The organism is Clostridium sp. MB05 (assembly GCF_046581255.1).
Classification (GTDB): domain Bacteria; phylum Bacillota; class Clostridia; order Clostridiales; family Clostridiaceae; genus Clostridium.
Map to the genome: position 1 here is coordinate 927866 of NZ_CP174370.1, position 18133 is coordinate 945998.

General features: G+C 28.5%; 18 protein-coding genes and 2 pseudogenes. 15 read left to right on the top strand and 5 right to left on the bottom strand.

What is annotated here, in order from left to right; all coding sequences use genetic code 11:
• Positions 1 to 5 precede the first annotated feature (5 nt).
• Entirely contained in the window at positions 6 to 239 is a 234-nt protein-coding gene (locus ACH36K_RS04490) for a hypothetical protein (protein ID WP_411169763.1), read from the top strand.
• A 41-nt stretch (positions 240 to 280) separates the two neighbouring features.
• Positions 281 to 526, top strand: a pseudogene (locus ACH36K_RS04495) (hypothetical protein); the annotation flags it as partial.
• Positions 527 to 1621: 1095 nt separating this feature from the next.
• Here ACH36K_RS04495 and ACH36K_RS04500 read toward each other — a convergent pair.
• From ACH36K_RS04500 to ACH36K_RS04510, 3 genes and pseudogenes are all read right to left on the bottom strand, one after another.
• Positions 1622 to 2110, bottom strand: a complete 489-nt coding sequence (locus ACH36K_RS04500; protein WP_411169764.1) for a hypothetical protein — start codon at positions 2108 to 2110, stop codon at positions 1622 to 1624.
• A 122-nt stretch (positions 2111 to 2232) separates the two neighbouring features.
• A pseudogene (locus ACH36K_RS04505) lies at positions 2233 to 2376 on the bottom strand (BhlA/UviB family holin-like peptide); the annotation flags it as partial.
• 201 nt (positions 2377 to 2577) lie between these two features.
• A complete protein-coding gene (locus tag ACH36K_RS04510) occupies positions 2578 to 2811 on the bottom strand; it encodes a hypothetical protein (RefSeq protein ID WP_411169765.1) in 234 nt (77 codons plus the stop codon).
• Between the two features lie 140 nt (positions 2812 to 2951).
• Between ACH36K_RS04510 and ACH36K_RS04515 the strand changes: the two genes are divergently transcribed.
• Entirely contained in the window at positions 2952 to 3449 is a 498-nt protein-coding gene (locus tag ACH36K_RS04515; protein WP_411169766.1) for a hypothetical protein, read from the top strand.
• On the opposite strand, the gene ACH36K_RS04520 is transcribed toward ACH36K_RS04515, so the two are convergent.
• On the bottom strand, positions 3439 to 4065 hold the full coding sequence (locus tag ACH36K_RS04520) for a hypothetical protein (protein WP_411169767.1): 627 nt from the start codon (positions 4063 to 4065) through the stop codon (positions 3439 to 3441). The two genes, ACH36K_RS04515 and ACH36K_RS04520, sit on opposite strands and share 11 nt — an antisense overlap.
• Positions 4066 to 4378: 313 nt before the next feature.
• On the opposite strand from ACH36K_RS04520, the gene ACH36K_RS04525 reads away from it, so the two are divergent.
• From ACH36K_RS04525 to ACH36K_RS04555, 7 genes are all read left to right on the top strand, one after another.
• Positions 4379 to 5176 carry a Cof-type HAD-IIB family hydrolase gene (locus ACH36K_RS04525; RefSeq protein WP_411169768.1) on the top strand — a complete coding sequence of 266 codons (798 nt, stop codon included), beginning with the start codon at positions 4379 to 4381 and terminating at the stop codon, positions 5174 to 5176.
• A gap of 60 nt (positions 5177 to 5236) precedes the next feature.
• Complete coding sequence (locus ACH36K_RS04530) at positions 5237 to 6145, top strand: Gfo/Idh/MocA family protein (RefSeq protein WP_411169769.1); 909 nt, start codon at positions 5237 to 5239, stop codon at positions 6143 to 6145.
• 242 nt (positions 6146 to 6387) lie between these two features.
• On the top strand, positions 6388 to 6591 hold the full coding sequence (locus ACH36K_RS04535) for a hypothetical protein (protein WP_322397150.1): 204 nt from the start codon (positions 6388 to 6390) through the stop codon (positions 6589 to 6591).
• A gap of 188 nt (positions 6592 to 6779) precedes the next feature.
• Positions 6780 to 7907 (top strand): ABC transporter ATP-binding protein, encoded by a 1128-nt coding sequence (locus ACH36K_RS04540; RefSeq protein WP_411169770.1) that lies wholly within the window; start codon positions 6780 to 6782, stop codon positions 7905 to 7907.
• Positions 7907 to 9490, top strand: a complete 1584-nt coding sequence (locus ACH36K_RS04545; protein ID WP_411169771.1) for a glycine betaine ABC transporter substrate-binding protein — start codon at positions 7907 to 7909, stop codon at positions 9488 to 9490. The genes ACH36K_RS04540 and ACH36K_RS04545 overlap by 1 nt, the downstream gene beginning before the upstream one ends.
• A 134-nt stretch (positions 9491 to 9624) precedes the next feature.
• Positions 9625 to 10206 carry an AAA family ATPase gene (locus tag ACH36K_RS04550; protein ID WP_411169772.1) on the top strand — a complete coding sequence of 194 codons (582 nt, stop codon included), beginning with the start codon at positions 9625 to 9627 and terminating at the stop codon, positions 10204 to 10206.
• A 481-nt stretch (positions 10207 to 10687) separates the two neighbouring features.
• Complete coding sequence (locus tag ACH36K_RS04555; RefSeq protein WP_411169773.1) at positions 10688 to 11329, top strand: histidine phosphatase family protein; 642 nt, start codon at positions 10688 to 10690, stop codon at positions 11327 to 11329.
• Positions 11330 to 11479: 150 nt separating this feature from the next.
• Here the strand turns inward: ACH36K_RS04555 and ACH36K_RS04560 are convergent, their stop codons facing one another.
• The gene (locus tag ACH36K_RS04560; RefSeq protein ID WP_411169774.1) at positions 11480 to 12484 is read right to left on the bottom strand and encodes a helix-turn-helix domain-containing protein; all 1005 of its coding nucleotides are present in this window, start codon (positions 12482 to 12484) and stop codon (positions 11480 to 11482) included.
• 306 nt (positions 12485 to 12790) lie between these two features.
• On the opposite strand from ACH36K_RS04560, the gene ACH36K_RS04565 reads away from it, so the two are divergent.
• Genes ACH36K_RS04565 through ACH36K_RS04585 form a run of 5 tightly spaced genes read left to right on the top strand, consistent with a single transcriptional unit; the run spans position 12791 to position 17899 of the window.
• The gene (locus ACH36K_RS04565) at positions 12791 to 13741 is read left to right on the top strand and encodes an iron-hydroxamate ABC transporter substrate-binding protein (RefSeq protein WP_411169775.1); all 951 of its coding nucleotides are present in this window, start codon (positions 12791 to 12793) and stop codon (positions 13739 to 13741) included.
• On the top strand, positions 13728 to 14720 hold the full coding sequence (locus ACH36K_RS04570; RefSeq protein WP_411169776.1) for a FecCD family ABC transporter permease: 993 nt from the start codon (positions 13728 to 13730) through the stop codon (positions 14718 to 14720). The genes ACH36K_RS04565 and ACH36K_RS04570 overlap by 14 nt, the downstream gene beginning before the upstream one ends.
• The gene (locus ACH36K_RS04575; protein WP_411169777.1) at positions 14720 to 15727 is read left to right on the top strand and encodes a FecCD family ABC transporter permease; all 1008 of its coding nucleotides are present in this window, start codon (positions 14720 to 14722) and stop codon (positions 15725 to 15727) included. Before ACH36K_RS04570 ends, ACH36K_RS04575 begins: the two co-directional genes overlap by 1 nt.
• A 2-nt stretch (positions 15728 to 15729) precedes the next feature.
• Complete coding sequence (locus tag ACH36K_RS04580; protein WP_411169778.1) at positions 15730 to 16530, top strand: ABC transporter ATP-binding protein; 801 nt, start codon at positions 15730 to 15732, stop codon at positions 16528 to 16530.
• Positions 16520 to 17899 carry an MFS transporter gene (locus ACH36K_RS04585; protein ID WP_411169779.1) on the top strand — a complete coding sequence of 460 codons (1380 nt, stop codon included), beginning with the start codon at positions 16520 to 16522 and terminating at the stop codon, positions 17897 to 17899. The genes ACH36K_RS04580 and ACH36K_RS04585 overlap by 11 nt, the downstream gene beginning before the upstream one ends.
• Positions 17900 to 18133 lie beyond the last annotated feature (234 nt).

Below are 18133 nucleotides of genomic sequence, written 5' to 3' on the forward strand. Positions count from 1 at the left end.
GGAATATGTTTAATAAAAATAATAAATTTACTTTATACTTAGGAATATTTATTTTAATATACATTGTTATTACTAATGAAATACTAGGAAAAATAACATTTAGTTTACCATTTGTAATTATAGGTTTAGCTTTAATTATTTATTATTTTGTAAATAACAAATATTATGATAATGAAACATATAGCAAATACATAAAAATAATAACATCTGATTCCCATGCATTAAGAAGTGATATGTAAATCCGCAAGAGTGTGGAAACAGAACATGAGTTAGATGGGCAGAGATAATTGATAATAACAATGAAGGAATAAAAATAACTGGAGATAATATAGAAATGAGTGTATTACCATATACTCCACATGAACTAGAAAATGCATACCATGCCTATGAGCTACCACCAATATATCATACAGTTTTAAAGATATTCCTAAAACAATCAGGGGTTGGAGGAGATGATAGCTGGGGAGCAGAGGTACATGATGAGTATAAGTTAAAGGCAGAAGAAGAGAGAATATTAAAGTTTTGAATTATTGGCAAAGATTTTTTATAATTCACCTTATTCGAATCATCTAAACATGGCACAACTCGCATAGGCTCAAACAGTGCCAGTTCTTAATGGTAATTTGAAACGGTGGATTATAAAAATCTAGTTGCTCGTAATGATGCACCCTTCCGACAAAATAGTCCTTGAATTTTACCTATAAATGTAGCTATTATGGGTTAATAAATATAAAGAGTGGTGAACTTCCACCAATGAGCGAAGAGTTGAAAGAGTAGAATATAAGAATAAATATAAAAAAGCTATTATTTCGCATCTATCAATGCGAAATAATAGCTTTTTTTATTTTTGTTTAGGCACACTAAACAGTTAACTACAATTTTTGTATTATATCATACCTTGCAAATGGCTTAAAATCGTACTTTTTTATTTCTTCGTGAAAATTCCTTTTAGCGAAATTAATTAAAGACATTTTCAATAATATGGTATAATTTAACTTGAAATAATTTAAATATTAGCATTAAAAAATTAGAAAATAGAAATAAAAGCTTATGGGGAGTGATAATTTTATGTTAAGAGGTAATAGTGTCAAAAATTTCCTAAAAATTGTAGCTATATATATAACTATGTTTGTTTCTACAGTGATAATATCTAGAATTGATCATACTGGTGATATGTATATTGGTGGATCACAATATTCTACTTATATAGGGAAACATTTGATGATTTCTTCCATTATGTTTTTGATATTAATTATATTATTTAAAGTAGAAAATAATGCTGTAAATATATATTTAATAATTCTACTAATTATGTGTATTATAATATTTATGAATTCAAGAATTTTTGGTTTTAATGTTAAATCAAGAAATCCTTTTATGTCTATACTTACGAACCCCTTTAGTTATTATTTAATAAATTGGATTGTATTAAAAAGCTTAACACAGTATAGTTTTTTAATAATGTTATCATATTTTATTACTTTAAGTATTCTGCATAGAGTGTCAATTAAGTTTATTAATATTATTAAAAATAAACTTAATTGACTTAAGTAAATTCAACTCCCTAAGCCTATAGGAAGTTGAATAGTGTTTTATAGTTTATGTTACGTATAAATAATTATTAAGGTAAATACAGCCATTTACGATCTGAAGAAGGTGCATCAAGGTCTAATTCTGGATAAAATCTAGCACCTTCTTCAACGTAACCTTTATAAGAACGTTTAGCTATATGTTCATCTTGTTGTTCCTTTCCAAATCCAAATATTACTGTATAGTCAGTTTTGCACATGGCGGCTTTAGTGTATCCACCAATATGATTTTGCCACTGCTCAGCAAAACTTATAGTATTCATAGGAGTAGATGGTACGCCTGTATTACATGAATAAAACTCTGTAACTACAGACTGGAATGAATTTTTATTTATTTTAACTATATCAGAAGGTTTTAATGCTAATTCACAACTAGCAGAACTGTCTGCTCCGAGTGCAACCCATCCAGGATAGCCGTGTGAATAAAATATAAGAGATGTTATTTTCACATTATTCCTACCAGTATTTAAATAGTTTGTAAACTCATCTGTAGTGCTAAAAAATTCAATGTTAACTCCCAATCTTTTAGCAGAGTCTTTGAATTTTTCTAAATCTGTTGCTGAGTACTTTTTTCTTGCAATAAGCGATGTTATCTTCTTTTTATTAGGATTGTCAACATAATCATGAAGTTTTTTTATTTCTATTATTTTTTAAAATCACTCTGAATTTCGGGACGTGTATTACTAAGCTGCTTTATTATATTTTGGTAATTTTCTTCTCTTATTTGATTTTGTTTTAAAACATAAAGTAGAAGATAGCCAAATAATAGAGCGAAAACACCTTGAGTAGTTAAAAAATTAAATAGTTAACTATTCATAAAATCACTCCTTTCAATATATATAAAGAGTTTTTCTTATAAAATAGTAAACTATTATTTTTATTAAATCTAAATTCGCTAAAGTTGAACTTAACGTAATTTTAAAGCCAATGATCATTGAGCATTGGCTTTTGTTATTCATTAAAGATACTTTTAACGAAATTAGAATGTTTATGTTTTATAAATTATTAATTCACAACTATCAGCAATCATATATATATAATAAGGAATTTTATCAAGCTCTTTAATTATTTTGACATCAAAATTAAAATAGATTCTAAAATTTTCGAGATTATAAGTAATAAGACTTGCATTTGAAAAATAAGCTTCTACTTTACTGTAATTAGTATAATAATTACAAGGCATTCTTGATAATCCAGCTCCATATCCTGTATTAGGAATCATATCGACAAAACTAGATAGTGTAAATATATTTCCAATAGTAGTAGCTTCTTTTTATAAGTTAGAGGTTGGATGTTAGAATACAACTTTTAAAAAATAAATTTAAATGTAATATAATATTAAATAAAAATTGGGGGGTATTTATGAAATTATATAGATTAAAGTTATTATTAATTTTTATTTTAATTATTTTAATTGTAATTCCTTGTTTACCATATAAAATGCCAGAAAGAGATAGATATGAATATGATAATTTGATAAGATTAGAGATCCAATGTCATGAGTGGAGTGGTGGGCCTAAAGTTATTGGTGGCCAAGAACATTTAGATAGATTTCTAGACACTTTACCTGACAAAACTATTTCAAGAGATACTGTAAATTTAATTGGAAATACTCCATATGAAAGTATATCAACATTTAGGCAGGGAATTCCTTCATATAGGGAATTTGTTGTTTATGGAGAATTTAAAGAAGGTTATTCAAGATTTAATGAGGTTAGTTTTGATATTAAAGAATGGTATCCTAAGAACCAATACGTAACACTATATGATAGTATGATTTTTTATGAATTAAAGATATATCCTATTATAATTATTATAATTATTTTTTTAATATTAGCCAGTTTAAAAATTAAAAAGTAACCCAGTATGCATTATCTTCTTTAGCTGGAATTGGATATCTAGAAGATCCAGCCGGGATGTACCCAGTTTGAGCTCTTAAAGCTCTTACTGCAGCTTTTTCAACTATAGAAGCATTTTCTGTGTAAGTTGTGAAAGCATATTCTGTTCTGTATACAACAGCTTCTGTTACTCCATTAGTTTTAAGCTTCCATGCATATGCGAAACTATTATTTCCACCAGTAGCTGTATTACAAGAATAGAAAATACTATGTGTATTTTGGAATGCAGAGCTATTAATTTGGCTCAAATCAGCTATTTCAATATTGTAATTAGAACCAAATAATAATTTTCCTACTTCACCATGACCAAATAAAGTGAAGTCGCTTATTGGATACATTCTTTTACCAACACTTGAAATTTTCCCCGTATTTATATAGTTAAAAATTTCTGTTTTAGACTTAACAAATTGTATATGAACTCCAATTTCAGGAAGTGTATTACTAAGTTGCTTTGTTATATTTTGGTAGTTTTCTTCTCTTATTTGATTTTGTTTTAAAACATAAAGTAGAAGATAGCCAAATAATAAAGCAAAAACACTATTAACAGTAGAAATATATACATATATAATGAGGAACAAGAAATAAAAAAATGAATAGATTTTATCAAGAAAGATGGAGGGACTGGCCCTATGAAGTTTGGCAACATGAATATGAACTTAAATTAGTTGTAGGTACTGGATTAATCAACGCAGTAACTACTTACATATATTCATTTTTTTATAATTTCCTTCCTTCAGTTTTCAAGTGGACATATGTAAGTTTGCGTTGACTTGGAACGAAGCGACGGAATAAGCAAATTTACATATGTCCACTTTTTTATTGAATTTTACATATTACTATTATACTGTAATAATATAAAGTGAATATTTAATAGAATAGGGGAGAAGCACAATGAGCAATAAAGGAATAGTATTTTTTGATGTAGATGGAACACTAATAGATTGCTTTAAAGGGATTACAAAACCAACAGAGAAAACTAGGGAGTCTATTAAAAAATTAAAAGAAAATGGTTATTTAACAATGTTAGCAACTGGTAGATCTAAAAGCTGCTTAGATGAAGGATTATTGTCATTAGGGCTAGATGGATATATAACATCTAATGGATCATATGCAGATATAGATGATAAAATAATTTTTAGCTATCCAATTAATAAAGAAAAGCTAGTTGAAATTGTAGAGTACTTAAATGAAAATAATATGGATTATATTCTAGAGGGACAAGAATTAAATTATCTTTCCTCAAGTAATAATGAAAAACTAAATGACTTATTAAAGGGAGCAAATATTGGACAGGATGTTTTAACAGATAAATGGGATATAAATGATATAGAGTGTAATAAAATAATAGCAATTATTAATACAGAAGATGACTATAATAAAACAGTAGAAAAGTATAGCGAAGAATTTGCATTTATGAAACATCCATATGGAATTTCATTCGAAATATATAAAAGTGAATACACTAAAGGATATGGAGTTACTGAATTAGCTGATAGACTACAAATAAACATGGAAAATACATATGCTTTTGGAGATGGAGAAAATGACATAGAAATGTTTCAAGCTGTAAAGCATGGGATAGCTATGGGAGGATATCATGAGTTACTAGAAGAACATGCTTATGATTTCACTGAGGATGTAGAAAATGAAGGAATAACTAAAGGGCTTAAAAAGTTAGGATTAATATAACAACTATAATCTAAAAGTGATAAAATAAGATTAATATATATTAATTATAGGAGTGATATTATGAAAATTGCTATAATTGGCTTAGGCTCAATAGCTAAAAAGGCTTATTTACCTATTTTAGCTGTTAAAGAAGGAGTAGAGCTTTTAATCTGTACTAGAAATAAAGACGTATTAGAAGAAGTATCAAATAAATATAAAATAGATAGAGCATATAATAACATAGATGATTTGCTTAAGGAAGAAATAGATGGAGCAATAGTTTCCACACATGCAGATGGTCATTTTGAAATATCTAAAAAGTTAATAGAAAAAGGTGTTAATGTATATATAGACAAGCCACTTAGTTTTAACTTTGAAGAGAGCAAAGAAATTGAAAAATTAGCTATAGAAAATAATGTGATTGCTATGGTTGGATTTAATAGAAGATTTTGTCCAAGGGTTAGAGAGCTTAAGGGTAGAGGAAAAGCAGATATAATTATAATGCAAAAAAATAGAGAATACCCACCTGGTGATATTAGAAGATTTGTTGTGGAAGACTTTATTCATGTTGTGGATACATTAAGGTTTTTAATGGGGGAGGAAGCTACAGCGGTTGATATTAATTATTCAAAGGATGGAAATAATCTCAATAATGTAGTAGTTACTTTAAAGGGAAATAAGGTAACTACAATTGGAGTAATGAATAGAACAGCAGGTATTACTGAAGAAAATATAGAATACATGGTTAAGGGAAATAAATACATTATTGAGGATTTAGTTGATACATTGGAAGTTAATAACAAAGGCAAAACAAAAACTAGTTTTGGTGGATGGGATTCAACACTATATAAAAGAGGTTTTGAAGATATAATAGATCATTTTATAAACTCTATAAAAGAAGATACAGCTCCAAATCCATCAATTAGTGATTCTATAATTACACATAAATTATGTGAAGATATAGTGAATTATATTGTAGAAAATGAGTAAAATTAAAGGATAGTAATTAAAAGTTAATAATAAATAATGAAATAAAGCTAGCTGAAGATAGTAATAAGCCTATATAGTTACACTAAAATAAGTGATTTTAAGCATATACAAACAATATTTGTATGAATATAATAATTTACTTGGCATTTATGGGTTATTTATCCAAATTATAGATATAATAATACTATATAAACTAACAAATAGTTATAATATATTATTAAAAGCATAATTGGGGGAAATTTATGGGTAATAATGAAAGAAAAAATTCAGGAGTAAGCTTAGGAATCGTATTTGGTAGTGGATTAGGTATAGCATTAGGGATCATATTTAATGAGCTTCTTTGGGGAATAATCATTGGAACTGGTGTTGGACTAACACTTGGATCTATATATGATTCTAAAAATAATAATAATGACGATGCAGAAAAAGATATAACTAATAAATAATAAAGGACAAGTGTAGACTTGTCCTTTATTATTTAGGTCAATTACAACACTGGCTTAAAGGAAAATCTAAATTTTTAATAATTTAATGTTAAAAAAAATACAGTAAATGTAAAATTTCAGGGTTGTAATTTGACAAACTGACAACTTAGTGATAGTATTGAGTTGTTACTGAGAAAGGGAGGTAATTTATGATAGAGTTTAGAAATGTTAAAAAAAGCTATAAAAATAACATTATATTAGAAGATTTTAATTTAAATATAGAAGACGGAAATTTAGTTGTATTAATAGGTTCAAGTGGTTGTGGTAAAACAACCTTATTAAAAATGATAAACAGATTAATAGAATCTACATCTGGAGAAATATTAGTTAATGGGAAAAATATAAAAGATATGGATCCTATAAAGCTAAGAAGAAGTATTGGTTATGTAATTCAGCAAACAGGTTTATTTCCACATATGACAGTAAAAGAAAATATAGAAATAATACCTAAGCTTATGGGGAAGAGCCAAGAGGAAATTGATGAAAAGACAGTTGAGCTATTAAATATGGTTGGACTAGAGCCAGAAAAATATAGCGAACGATATCCAGTAGAACTAAGCGGAGGTCAGCAACAAAGAGTTGGAGTTGCAAGAGCTTTTGCAGCAGATGCTGAGATAATACTTATGGACGAGCCTTTTAGTGCTCTAGATCCAATAACAAGAACAGAGCTTCAAGAAGAACTTTTCAATATTCAAAAAGAATATAGAAAGACTATAGTTTTCGTAACTCATGATATGGATGAAGCTATAAATTTAGCAGATAAAATATGTATATTAAAGGGCGGTAAAATACTTCAATATGATACTCCAGAAAATATATTAAAAAATCCAGCAGGAGAATATGTTGAAGAATTTGTTGGTAAAAATAAAATTTGGACTAAGCCTGAAATGATAAAAGCAGAAGATGTTATGATATCAAAACCAGTAACAGTTAGTCCGAAGAGAAACTTGCTACAAGCAAGAGAAATAATGAGAGAAAAGAAAGTAGATAGTCTACTTGTAATAAATAAATTAGGAACCTTATTAGGATATATTACATTAGAAGATATTCAAAAAATATCAGAGAAAAATAAATTAGTTGAAGAAGTTATGAATAAAGAACCTAAGTGGGTTTCAGGAGATAAGAGTCTACCAGAATTACTAGAAGTATTTAATAATTTAAAGAAAGGATACTTGCCGGTTTGTGATGAAGTTGGTAGATTACTAGGATTAGTAACTAGAAGTAGTTTAATATCAGTTTTAAGTAGTCAATATATCGAGATGGGAGGAGATAATTAATGAATGCTTTTATGGAACAACTAATATCGAAAAAATCAGAAATCCTATCTCTTCTACTAGAGCATATACAACTTACAGTTATAGCTGTATTGATAGCAGTTGTAATTGGTGTACCACTAGGTATATTTATAACTAAGAATAAAAAGCTAGCTAAGGGTGTAATTGGATTTGCAAATTTAACTCAAGCTATACCAAGTTTAGCTATTTTAGGTTTCTTAATACCAGTTATAGGAATAGGATCAGCACCAGCTATAACTATGGTAGTATTGTATTCAATGTTACCTATAATTAAAAATACCTATACAGGAGTTACAAATATAAACCCAGATATGTTGGAAGCTGCAAAGGGATTAGGTATGACTAGTGGACAAACACTTGAGCTTATAAAAATACCTCTAGCAATGCCGGTTATGATGGCAGGTATAAGAATGGCAGCTGTTACAGCAGTTGGACTTATGACAATAGCAGCCTTTGTAGGGGCAGGTGGTCTTGGATACCTAGTATTCTCAGGTATTCAAACAGTTGATAATAACCTTATACTATTTGGAGCAATTCCAGCAGCTATATTAGCTTTAATAATAGATTGGATAACAGGAAAAATAGAAGAAGCAACAATGCCAAATGGTATAAAAAAATCAGATGGAACTATGAAGGTTAAAAGAAATGGTTCTAATAAAAATAAAAAGGGAAATATAATTATAGCATCTGTGGTAGCTGTTGTTGTTATAGGAGGAGCATTAGCTTCAAGTATATTATCAAGAAGTGATAACAAGATAACTATAGGATCTAAAAATTATACAGAGCAGCTTATATTAGGAAATATGTTAGAAGAATTAATTGAAAATAAGACAGATATAGATGTAGAAACTAAACTAAACTTAGGTGGAACACAAGTTGCATTTAATGCGTTAAAATCTGGGTCAATAGATATGTATGTTGAATATACAGGTACTGGTTATGTAAATATACTAAACATAAAAGAGCCTAATTCAAATACAGATGAAGTTTATAACGTAATGAAAGATAGATTTAAGGAAGACTATGGAATTGAAGTGTTAAATCCAATGGGATTTAATAATACTTATGCAATGGCAGTTACAAAAGAAACTGCAGATAAATATAACTTAAAGACAGTATCAGATTTAGCTAAGATATCAAGTGAATTAGTAGCAGGGCCTACGATAGAATTTGCTAATAGAGAAGATGGGTTATTAGGAATTAACAAGGCTTATAATATGGGCTTTAAAACCGTTAAGCCTATAGATGGTGGTTTAAGATATACAGCATTAAATAGTAATGAAACTCAAGTTATTGATGCATTTACAACAGATGGATTAATAGAACAATTTAAATTAACTGTTTTAGAGGATGATAAGAACTTCTTCCCACCATATTATGCAGTTCCAATTATAAATGAAAAAACTTTAGAAAAGTTCCCAGAGCTTAGAGAAGTTTTAGGTGAATTAGATGGAAAATTAACAGACGAAAAAATGAGAAAGTTAAACTATGAAGTAGATGTAAATAAAAGGGATGCAAAAGCAGTTGCAAAAGAATTTTTACAAGCTGAAGGTTTAATAAATTAATATAACTTAGCAAAATTAAATCAAAATCAAGATTCCCTCCAATATACATTGAAATTAACTTAGATTATTGATATAATTAAAATCTGTTTTGAAAAATAATTTAATTTCATATAGAAGTTTTTGGAGGGTTTGCAATGCCAAAGAGAATTGCCATTTTAGGTGGGCCAAGATGTGGAAAAACTACATTAATACAACAACTTTATGTAGAAATGAAAATAAAAGATTTAAATGTAGGTGTAGCAACAGAATATAGCACGGATTACTTAAGAGATAAAGGCATGATAGAAAATATAGCTGAACAATATGGAATATATTTAGGACAACTTCACTTAGAAGAAAGCTTAAATGATTTTGATTATGCTATTACAGATTATGCTACATTTGTGCCATACATATATGCTAGATTCATGCTTGGTGATAAAAAAAGAACAACAAAAGAAATAGAAATATTAAAAGATCTTTATGTGTTAGCTTTAAGAGATTTACCAAAGTATGACCATATATTCTTTGTACCAAGAGAATTTGGTTATTCAAAAGATGGTGTAAGATGGCAAGACGAAGAAGTTGCACAAGCTGTGGACAAGGCTATACTAAGCTTTTTAGAAGCAGAAAATGTTAACTATACATTAATAACAGGACCAACAAAAGAAAGAGCAGAAAAAATACTACAAATTGTAGGAATTTCTCAGGAAATAAATCTAGATATGGCGAAATAAAAAATAATTAAAAAGGGGCTAACGTTTAAGTAGCTCCTTTTTTATGTTTAGAAAAGTGTAAAATTTAAAAAAAGTAATTATATAATGCTGTTAGTGTCTCAATGCTTAAGAGTAGATTTATTTTATACTTTTCTTCCTTCAGTTTTCAAGTGTATATATGTAAGTTTACGTTAACTTGGAGTGAAAGGGTGGAATAAGTAAACTTACATATATACACTTTTTTATAATGAGATTTTATTTAATTATAAATTATATTAATATATAATAGTAAGACGAGCTTATTGGACAAAGTTTAGAAAATATAAACTATAAAAATGAAATATTAACAAATTATCAACACTAAAAGAAAACTTATCAACTGGAAACTGTGAATAATTAAATATTAATTGTTGATAATTTTCAGATTTTTTTAAATTAATATAAAAATGAATTATTTTACTATTTATATAAATCAATAATTATAAGAATTTACGGAGGGCATATGACTAAATTATATTTAACAAGACATGGAGAAACAGAATGGAATGAAAAAGGAATAATGCAAGGATGGGGAAATTCACCACTAACTGATCTTGGAAGAAAACAAGCAAAGTGGCTTGGCGATAGGATGAAAGATTTACATATAGATGTAATATATTCAAGTCCAATAGGAAGAGCTTATGATACAGCTAAAATAGTAAAAGGTGAAAGAGACATACTTCTTAAAACTCATGATGGATTAAAAGAAATTAAAATAGGTAGTTGGGAAGGCTTAAACCAAGAAGAAATGAAAAGTATGGGAGAAGAAAATTACTACAACTTTTGGAATGTTCCATCAAAATATGTACCAACAGGAGATGGAGAAAACTTCTATGAAGTAAAAGACAGGGCTTTTAAAGCCATAAATGAGATCTTAGAAAAAGAGAAAGGTAAAACTGTTTTAGTAGTAACCCATACAATAACTTTAAAATCTTATTTATGTGAATTAGAAAAAAGAGATATAGATACTTTATGGGATCCACCATTTATAAAGCAGACAAGCCTAACGGAAATAAACTTTACAGAGGATGGATACGATATGCCATTAGTGGCTTGCATGGAACATCATGAATATGCTAGAAAAGAATTTAATGAGTTTAAGTAAAAGTTTTTAATATATAAAAGAGTTATTAATTTACACTAAAAAGTTATATATAAAGCAATAATTTGTTTTTAAGTTAAAAATATAAAGAAAAAATTGAATTATGTAAAGGGAATTAAAAGCTTGAATGATATACTTTTAATTCCCTCTTTTTCATTCTTTGATTTTTCTAAAAGCTAGAGGTGTTTTTCCATGTACTTTTTTAAACATTTTTACAAAGTTTCCACAATAATTATAACCAATCATTTTAGAAATTTCTTCAATGCTTAAGTCGGTTGTTGATAATAAGTTCTCGGCAATTGTCATACGAATTGAGTTTGTATATTGACTAATTGACATATGATATTTTGCTGAAAATCCTGCCTTTAATTTTTGTTCATTTAAATATACCATCTTGCTTAAAGCTTTTATGGTGGGAGGATTACAAGCTTCCATTGTCAAAATTTCATAGGCATTTTGTATTGCATTAGCATCTGAGGCTGTTAATGTAACTTTTCTATTTTTTCCAATCATAATATCGCCATAATTTAATTGATTAGTAAAAGTGTTTTCAGGTGAAGAATGAATTTCTTTTGATATTAAGGCAATTGCTTCTAAAATCTTACTTTCTAAATATAGCGGGGTTAAAGCATCAGCTTGAGCTAAGTTTCTTAATTGCTGAATAATAGTAGCAATTTCAAGGGGAAGATAATGATAAGTATAATTAAAAATGAAACTATTAAAATCAACAATATTAGAAAAGTTTGGCTTAATAATTTCATCAAAATACTTCTTATAAATTGTTATTTCTGCTCCATGAAAGTGCTGTCTCTTTTTCCAAACCTGTGTCCCTTTTAAGTTCTTTTCTACAACAAAAAAGGAAGAGGGAGTAAATGAAGAAATAGGGTTATTTTCTATTTTAAATTTTGTAACTCCAGTATAAACAGTTCCAAAGCGCATTATTTCATCTTGATGGTCAAAAGAAAGTGAAAAATCTTCAGCAATAGTGTAGTCACCAATTCCAAAATCATAATATCCTTCACGACTGTATTTAATAAAATAACCAAGATCAGGTCTATTTTCATTTTTGTATATAGTGTAGTTTTCCATAGGATATGCTGAAAATGTCATCTTATTTAAAACTGTATCTTGAAACTCTTGTGTTGATTTTGATATCATTTTTCCTCCTGTTTAGAACTAGCAGTTTATAGTAATAAATATTATTTCCTTCTGTTTAGATTTATGAAGTTATAATAAAAATAATAGTTTTGGTAATACTATTTTTAATAAAAAATAGCATTTGTAACTTAATTTTATAATTATTATATCAAAGAAACAGATTATTTATAAATAAAAAATTATCATAATAGATGATAAAATTATTAAATTGGTTGCAAGTATTGAATTGAGAATGAGTATCATATACAATCACTACAGAGATTAAGTAGTAAATAAAATAGTTATGGAAATGTATGGAGGTAAATTATGAAGAAAAATTTATTAAAAACAATAGTAGCTTCTTGTGTTACTGCAATTATGCTTGTAGGATGTAGTGCAAATGGTGGTACAACAGAGAATAAGACATCAGAAAAGACTATAACAGTAACAGATGTAAGAGGAGAAGTAGAAATACCAGAAAATCCTCAAAGAATAGTAGACTTAAGTGGAAATAGTGATATTTTATCAATATTAGGATATAAAGTAACTGGAACTGCTAATAGTGATGCTTATGATTACACTAAATTTCCTTCATATTTAGAAGAAACATTAAAAGGAGCAGAAATTTTAGGATATAGCATGCAAGATACTATGGATATAGAAGCAGTTATGAACTTAAAACCAGACTTAATAGTTATATCAACAGTTCAAGAAAAGATGTATGATCAATTAAGCGAAATTGCTCCAACAGTTATGATTAAATTAGAAGCATTAAATTGGAAAGAGGATGTTAAGGCATTTGCAAAAGTATTTAATAAAGAAGATGTAGCAAATAAATGGCTTGAAGATTATGAAGCAAAAGCAAAAGCAGCAGGAGATAATATTAAGAAAGAGTACGGTGAAGATACAACATATCTTTCATTCTTAGCAAGTGGTGGACAATTCTTTATATTTGATGGTGCAGGATTTGGTAGTGTATTATATGAAGACATGGGACTTAAGAAACCAGAAGGAATGCCAGAACAAAGTGATATTAGCCTTCCAGTTGTTACATATGAAGGTTTAGCATCAATTAAATCAGATTATATATTCTTAATGGCAACTGATGAAGACTTAGCTCAACTTGAAAGCAATGCAATTTGGAATAGCTTACCTGCAGTTAAAGAAGGTAAAGTAGTTAAATTAGGAGCTTCACCATACTTTAACCAAGGTTATAGCTCAGTAGGTAGAGAACTATTAGTAAACGAAATAGGTGAAATGTTAAATGGAACAAAGTAAGAAACATACAATAGCTTTTACAATTTGTAGTATGTTACTTCTAATAATAGGAATGGTTCTAGCCATAAGGCTAGGATCTGTCCATATTGGTTTTTCAGAAATTTGGGATAGTATCTTTAATTATAGTGAAACTCTTGAGCTTATGTTAGTTAGAGATGTTCGTATTCCAAGAGCACTTTCTGTATTATTTACAGGAGGGATTTTAGGAGTGACAGGTGCAATGATACAAGGTGTTACTAGAAATCCAATAGCTGAACCATCAATTTTAGGGGTTAGCCAAGGAGCAACTTTAGTAATATCAATTTTTTATGCATTAGGAATAACAATAAATACAAAAAATGTTATGATAGCATCTTTAATAGGAGCACTTATAACAGGTCTTATAGTTTTAGCCTTTATATCTAAAAAAGCAAATAATAATTCAATTGCAAAGATACTTTTAGCAGGAACAGCTATGAGTACATTTTTTATTTCATTAACAACTATAGTTGGACTTTTATCAAATCAATCTCAAATGATAGGATTTTGGGTATCTGGAGGCTTTAGAAATGCAAGCTGGTCAGATTTTAAATTAGTATTTTTTGTAGGAGTTATAGGACTTATAATAGCAATTTTTTTATCACCTAAAATCAATATTTTAAATCTTGGAGATGACGTTGCAATTGGCCTTGGAGAGAATCCAGAAAAAATAAGATTTACAACACTTATGGTTATGATACCAATGAGTGCAGCAGCAGTAGCAGTTGGAAAAAATATAGCTTTTGTTGGGCTTATTGTACCTCAAATAGTTAGAAAAACATTAGGAGAAGATTACAGAAGAAATATACCTTGTGCTTTTTTATTAGGGGCAACCCTTTTAACATATGCAGATATAGCAGCAAGAATGTTATTTGACCCATATGAAACTCCAATTGGAGTATTTACAGCCCTTATAGGAATACCATTTTTCATAGCAGTGGCAAGAAAGGAGAGAGGATAATGAAGAAAAAAAGATTTAAACTAGTTTTAATTATTTTACTAATCTTATTGCTTATCTCCTTTTTTGTTACATTATGCTGGGGGACATTTAAAGTAACTCCTTTAGAAGTTATAAATACTTTACTTGGAAATGGAACAAAACTTCAAAATACAGCAGTTTTAAATATAAGACTTCCAAGGATGTTAGTTGGGGTATTTGTAGCAATTGCGTTATCAACAGCAGGATCTATACTTCAGACTATAACAAAAAATGATCTAGCTGATACAGGAATAATAGGGATAAATGCAGGAGCAGCAGTTGCAGCAGTTTTATTTATTACATACAAAACTGCAAATTACTATAGCGATCTTGGATCATTATCTATTTTTGTTCTTCCTTTCATGGCTATAGTTGGAGCTGCAATTTCTTCATTTATAATGTATGTGCTATCTAGCAAAAATGGAATAAGACCAAAAAGACTACTTTTAATTGGTATAGGAATGAATGCAGCATTTAATGCTTTTATTACCTTCTTTACATTTAGAGGTGGAGTTGGAGATTATAATAGAGTGTTAGTTTGGACATCAGGAAGCCTTTGGGGATCTGGATGGAGTTATGCTAAAGTAATAATTCCAATAGTGACTTTTATGTTTATATTAGTTTTACTAAACCATAAAAAACTAGATGTTTTAAATCTTTCAGATGAGCTTTCAATATCTCTTGGATTAAACATAGAAAAAGAAAGAAAAAAGTTTTTAAGCTATGTAGTTATATTAGCAGGAACTGCAACAGCTTTTGCAGGAAACATTGGATTTTTAGGACTTGTATCTCCTCATATTGCGAGGAAATTAGTTGGTCCTTATCATAAGCACTTTGTTTCAATTTCGGCAATAATAAGTATTATAATAATTCTTCTTGCAGACGCAGTTTCAAGAAATCTATTTTCTCCAATTGAAATTCCAGTTGGAATTACTGTATCAATATTTGGAGTACCATATTTTATTTATTTAATGATGAAGGAGAAATAATTATGGAAGCTATTAGTGTAAAGAATTTATCAGTTGCATATGAAAGCAATACTATAATTGAAAATATGAGCTTATCAATACCAAAGGGAAAAATCAGTATAATAATTGGAGCAAATGGATGTGGAAAGTCAACACTTCTTAAGACTATATCAAGAATTAATAAACCAAAGTCTGGCGATATCTTTATAAATAATAAAAATATAAAGAAGGTAAAAGAAAAAGATATAGCAAAAGAAGTAGCATTTCTTCCTCAAGGACCAGTATGTCCTACTGGACTTACAGTAAGAGAACTTGTAGCCTATGGAAGATTTCCACACCAGAAAATGATAGGTGGATTAAATAGCCATGATAAAGAAGTTATTGATTGGGCAATAGAAGAAACAGGCCTTAAAGAATTTGCAGAAAGAGAAGTTGAAAACCTATCTGGAGGACAAAGACAAAGAGCATGGATAGCAATGACTTTAGCTCAAGAAACAGATATTATCATGCTTGATGAGCCTACAACTTACTTAGATATGTCATATCAACTTGAGGTTTTAGAAGTATTACAAAAATTAAATAAAGAGAAGCAAATTACAGTAGTAATAGTTCTTCATGAGCTTAACAATGCTTGTAGATTCGCAGATAATATTATTGGTCTTAAAAAGGGAAAGATTATTTGTGAGGGAAGACCAATAGATGTAATAACAAAAGAATCATTAAAAGAAATATATGGGGTAGGAGCAAACCTTCAAACAAGTGAAAATGGTGAATACCCAATATGTATGGAATACGAACTTCTGAGGGGGGAGCATGAAAAATAAAAACTTTATAATAATAGTTATAGGGCAAATTATATCTTTGTTTGGTAATGCTATTCAAAGATTTAGTATGTCTCTATACTTACTAGAATTTACAGGTAGTACAGCTGCCTTTGCAAATATATTAGCAATATCAACAATACCATATATCTTATTTGCACCTATTGCTGGAATGTTATCAGATCGTGTAAATAAGAAAAAGATAATGGTTTACTTAGATTTCTTCTGCTCATTCTTAATTGGAGGATATGCAATAATATTACTTAATGGTAGAGATCATGAAGTAATAGTTGCTATAGTAATGTTTATGCTATCAATTTGCTTTACATTATATGGACCAGCAGTTACAGCATCAATTCCTCAAATAGTTGAAGAAGATAAGCTTACAAGTGCAAATGGTATAATAAATCAAGTAGGGTCAATAGTAAACTTTGCAGGACCAATACTTGCAGGTATTCTTTATGGAATAGTTGGAATAAAATTAATAGTTATAATAAATGCCATAAGCTTTTTTGCTTCTGCAATAATGGAATTATTCTTAGATATTCCAGATGTAGTAGTAAAGGAAGAGAAACTAGAATCAAGTGGTGTAGTTACTTTAGAAAAAAATACAGTAACTACAGAAGTAGCAGCAACAGTATTAGATTCACAAGCTTCAGAATTAGAAGAAATAGGAGCAGCATCTACAGAAGTTAAGGAAAATATAAAGAAGAAAGACAAGATACTATCAATGGAGTTTATAAAAAATTCCTTTATAGATATGGGAAAAACCTTCAAGTATCTATCGAAAGAGAAAAAGGTTATTCTTGGAATCATAGCTTCATATGCATTATGTAATATATTCTTAGTTCCAGTATTAACAATACTAGCACCATATTTTATAAACATTTTCTTAGGTTTACCTTCAGAAGTATATGGAATAGTGGAAGGTATATGTGTCTTAGGAATGATCTTAGGTGGACTTTGGATAAGTGTAAAACCAAATATGTTTAAAATAAAGAAGGTTCATTATACATATTTTCCAATGGTTGCAGGTGTTATATTAATGTCAACATTAGGTAGAATAAAAGCAAATAACTATACTATAGCTTTCTTGTTTGCAATAGGTGGACTTGCGATAATGATGTCTCTTTCATTGTCAAATGTTTTAACGCTAACATTTATACAAAAAGAAGTGCCACTAGAAATGCTAGGAAGAGTTTCAGCTTTTTCAACTGCAGTAGCAACAATAAGCGTAGCACCAGGACAATTTCTATATGGACAAGTCATAGATTTTGGAATACCGCTAGGAATAATTTTATTTATAACAGCTATAATTAATTTTGGACTTATATTGTTTATTAAGTGGAATGTGAGAGAATTAAAAAGTTAGATAAAATAGAGAAATCCAATGCTTATGAAAAAAGCATTGGATTTTTTGGTGTTAATATTAATGTAAAAACTATATGAATATATATTAACTAGATTTATGTAGTATTTCTTATGTTTATATGAAAATAGATAATCTTAAGAGTTTAATTATTAAATAAAATTAAAAAATAAAATATAAAATTATACAAATTAAAGGAAAATTGAAAAAATAAATGAATAATTTAGTTGAATATGT

Bases quoted from the DNA above. Each gene is read 5' to 3' on its own strand.
- ACH36K_RS04530 (WP_411169769.1), top strand. From the start codon at position 5,237: ATGAAAATTGCTATAATTGGCTTAGGCTCAATAGCTAAAAAGGCTTAT.
- ACH36K_RS04535 (WP_322397150.1), top strand. From the start codon at position 6,388: ATGGGTAATAATGAAAGAAAAAATTCAGGAGTAAGCTTAGGAATCGTA.
- ACH36K_RS04570 (WP_411169776.1), top strand. From the start codon at position 13,728: ATGGAACAAAGTAAGAAACATACAATAGCTTTTACAATTTGTAGTATG.
- ACH36K_RS04525 (WP_411169768.1), top strand. From the start codon at position 4,379: ATGAGCAATAAAGGAATAGTATTTTTTGATGTAGATGGAACACTAATA.
- ACH36K_RS04560 (WP_411169774.1), bottom strand. From the start codon at position 12,484: ATGATATCAAAATCAACACAAGAGTTTCAAGATACAGTTTTAAATAAG.
- ACH36K_RS04555 (WP_411169773.1), top strand. From the start codon at position 10,688: ATGACTAAATTATATTTAACAAGACATGGAGAAACAGAATGGAATGAA.
- ACH36K_RS04540 (WP_411169770.1), top strand. From the start codon at position 6,780: ATGATAGAGTTTAGAAATGTTAAAAAAAGCTATAAAAATAACATTATA.
- ACH36K_RS04565 (WP_411169775.1), top strand. From the start codon at position 12,791: ATGAAGAAAAATTTATTAAAAACAATAGTAGCTTCTTGTGTTACTGCA.
- ACH36K_RS04550 (WP_411169772.1), top strand. From the start codon at position 9,625: ATGCCAAAGAGAATTGCCATTTTAGGTGGGCCAAGATGTGGAAAAACT.
- ACH36K_RS04585 (WP_411169779.1), top strand. From the start codon at position 16,520: ATGAAAAATAAAAACTTTATAATAATAGTTATAGGGCAAATTATATCT.
- ACH36K_RS04545 (WP_411169771.1), top strand. From the start codon at position 7,907: ATGAATGCTTTTATGGAACAACTAATATCGAAAAAATCAGAAATCCTA.
- ACH36K_RS04575 (WP_411169777.1), top strand. From the start codon at position 14,720: ATGAAGAAAAAAAGATTTAAACTAGTTTTAATTATTTTACTAATCTTA.
- ACH36K_RS04510 (WP_411169765.1), bottom strand. From the start codon at position 2,811: ATGATTCCTAATACAGGATATGGAGCTGGATTATCAAGAATGCCTTGT.
- ACH36K_RS04515 (WP_411169766.1), top strand. From the start codon at position 2,952: ATGAAATTATATAGATTAAAGTTATTATTAATTTTTATTTTAATTATT.
- ACH36K_RS04580 (WP_411169778.1), top strand. From the start codon at position 15,730: ATGGAAGCTATTAGTGTAAAGAATTTATCAGTTGCATATGAAAGCAAT.
- ACH36K_RS04490 (WP_411169763.1), top strand. From the start codon at position 6: ATGTTTAATAAAAATAATAAATTTACTTTATACTTAGGAATATTTATT.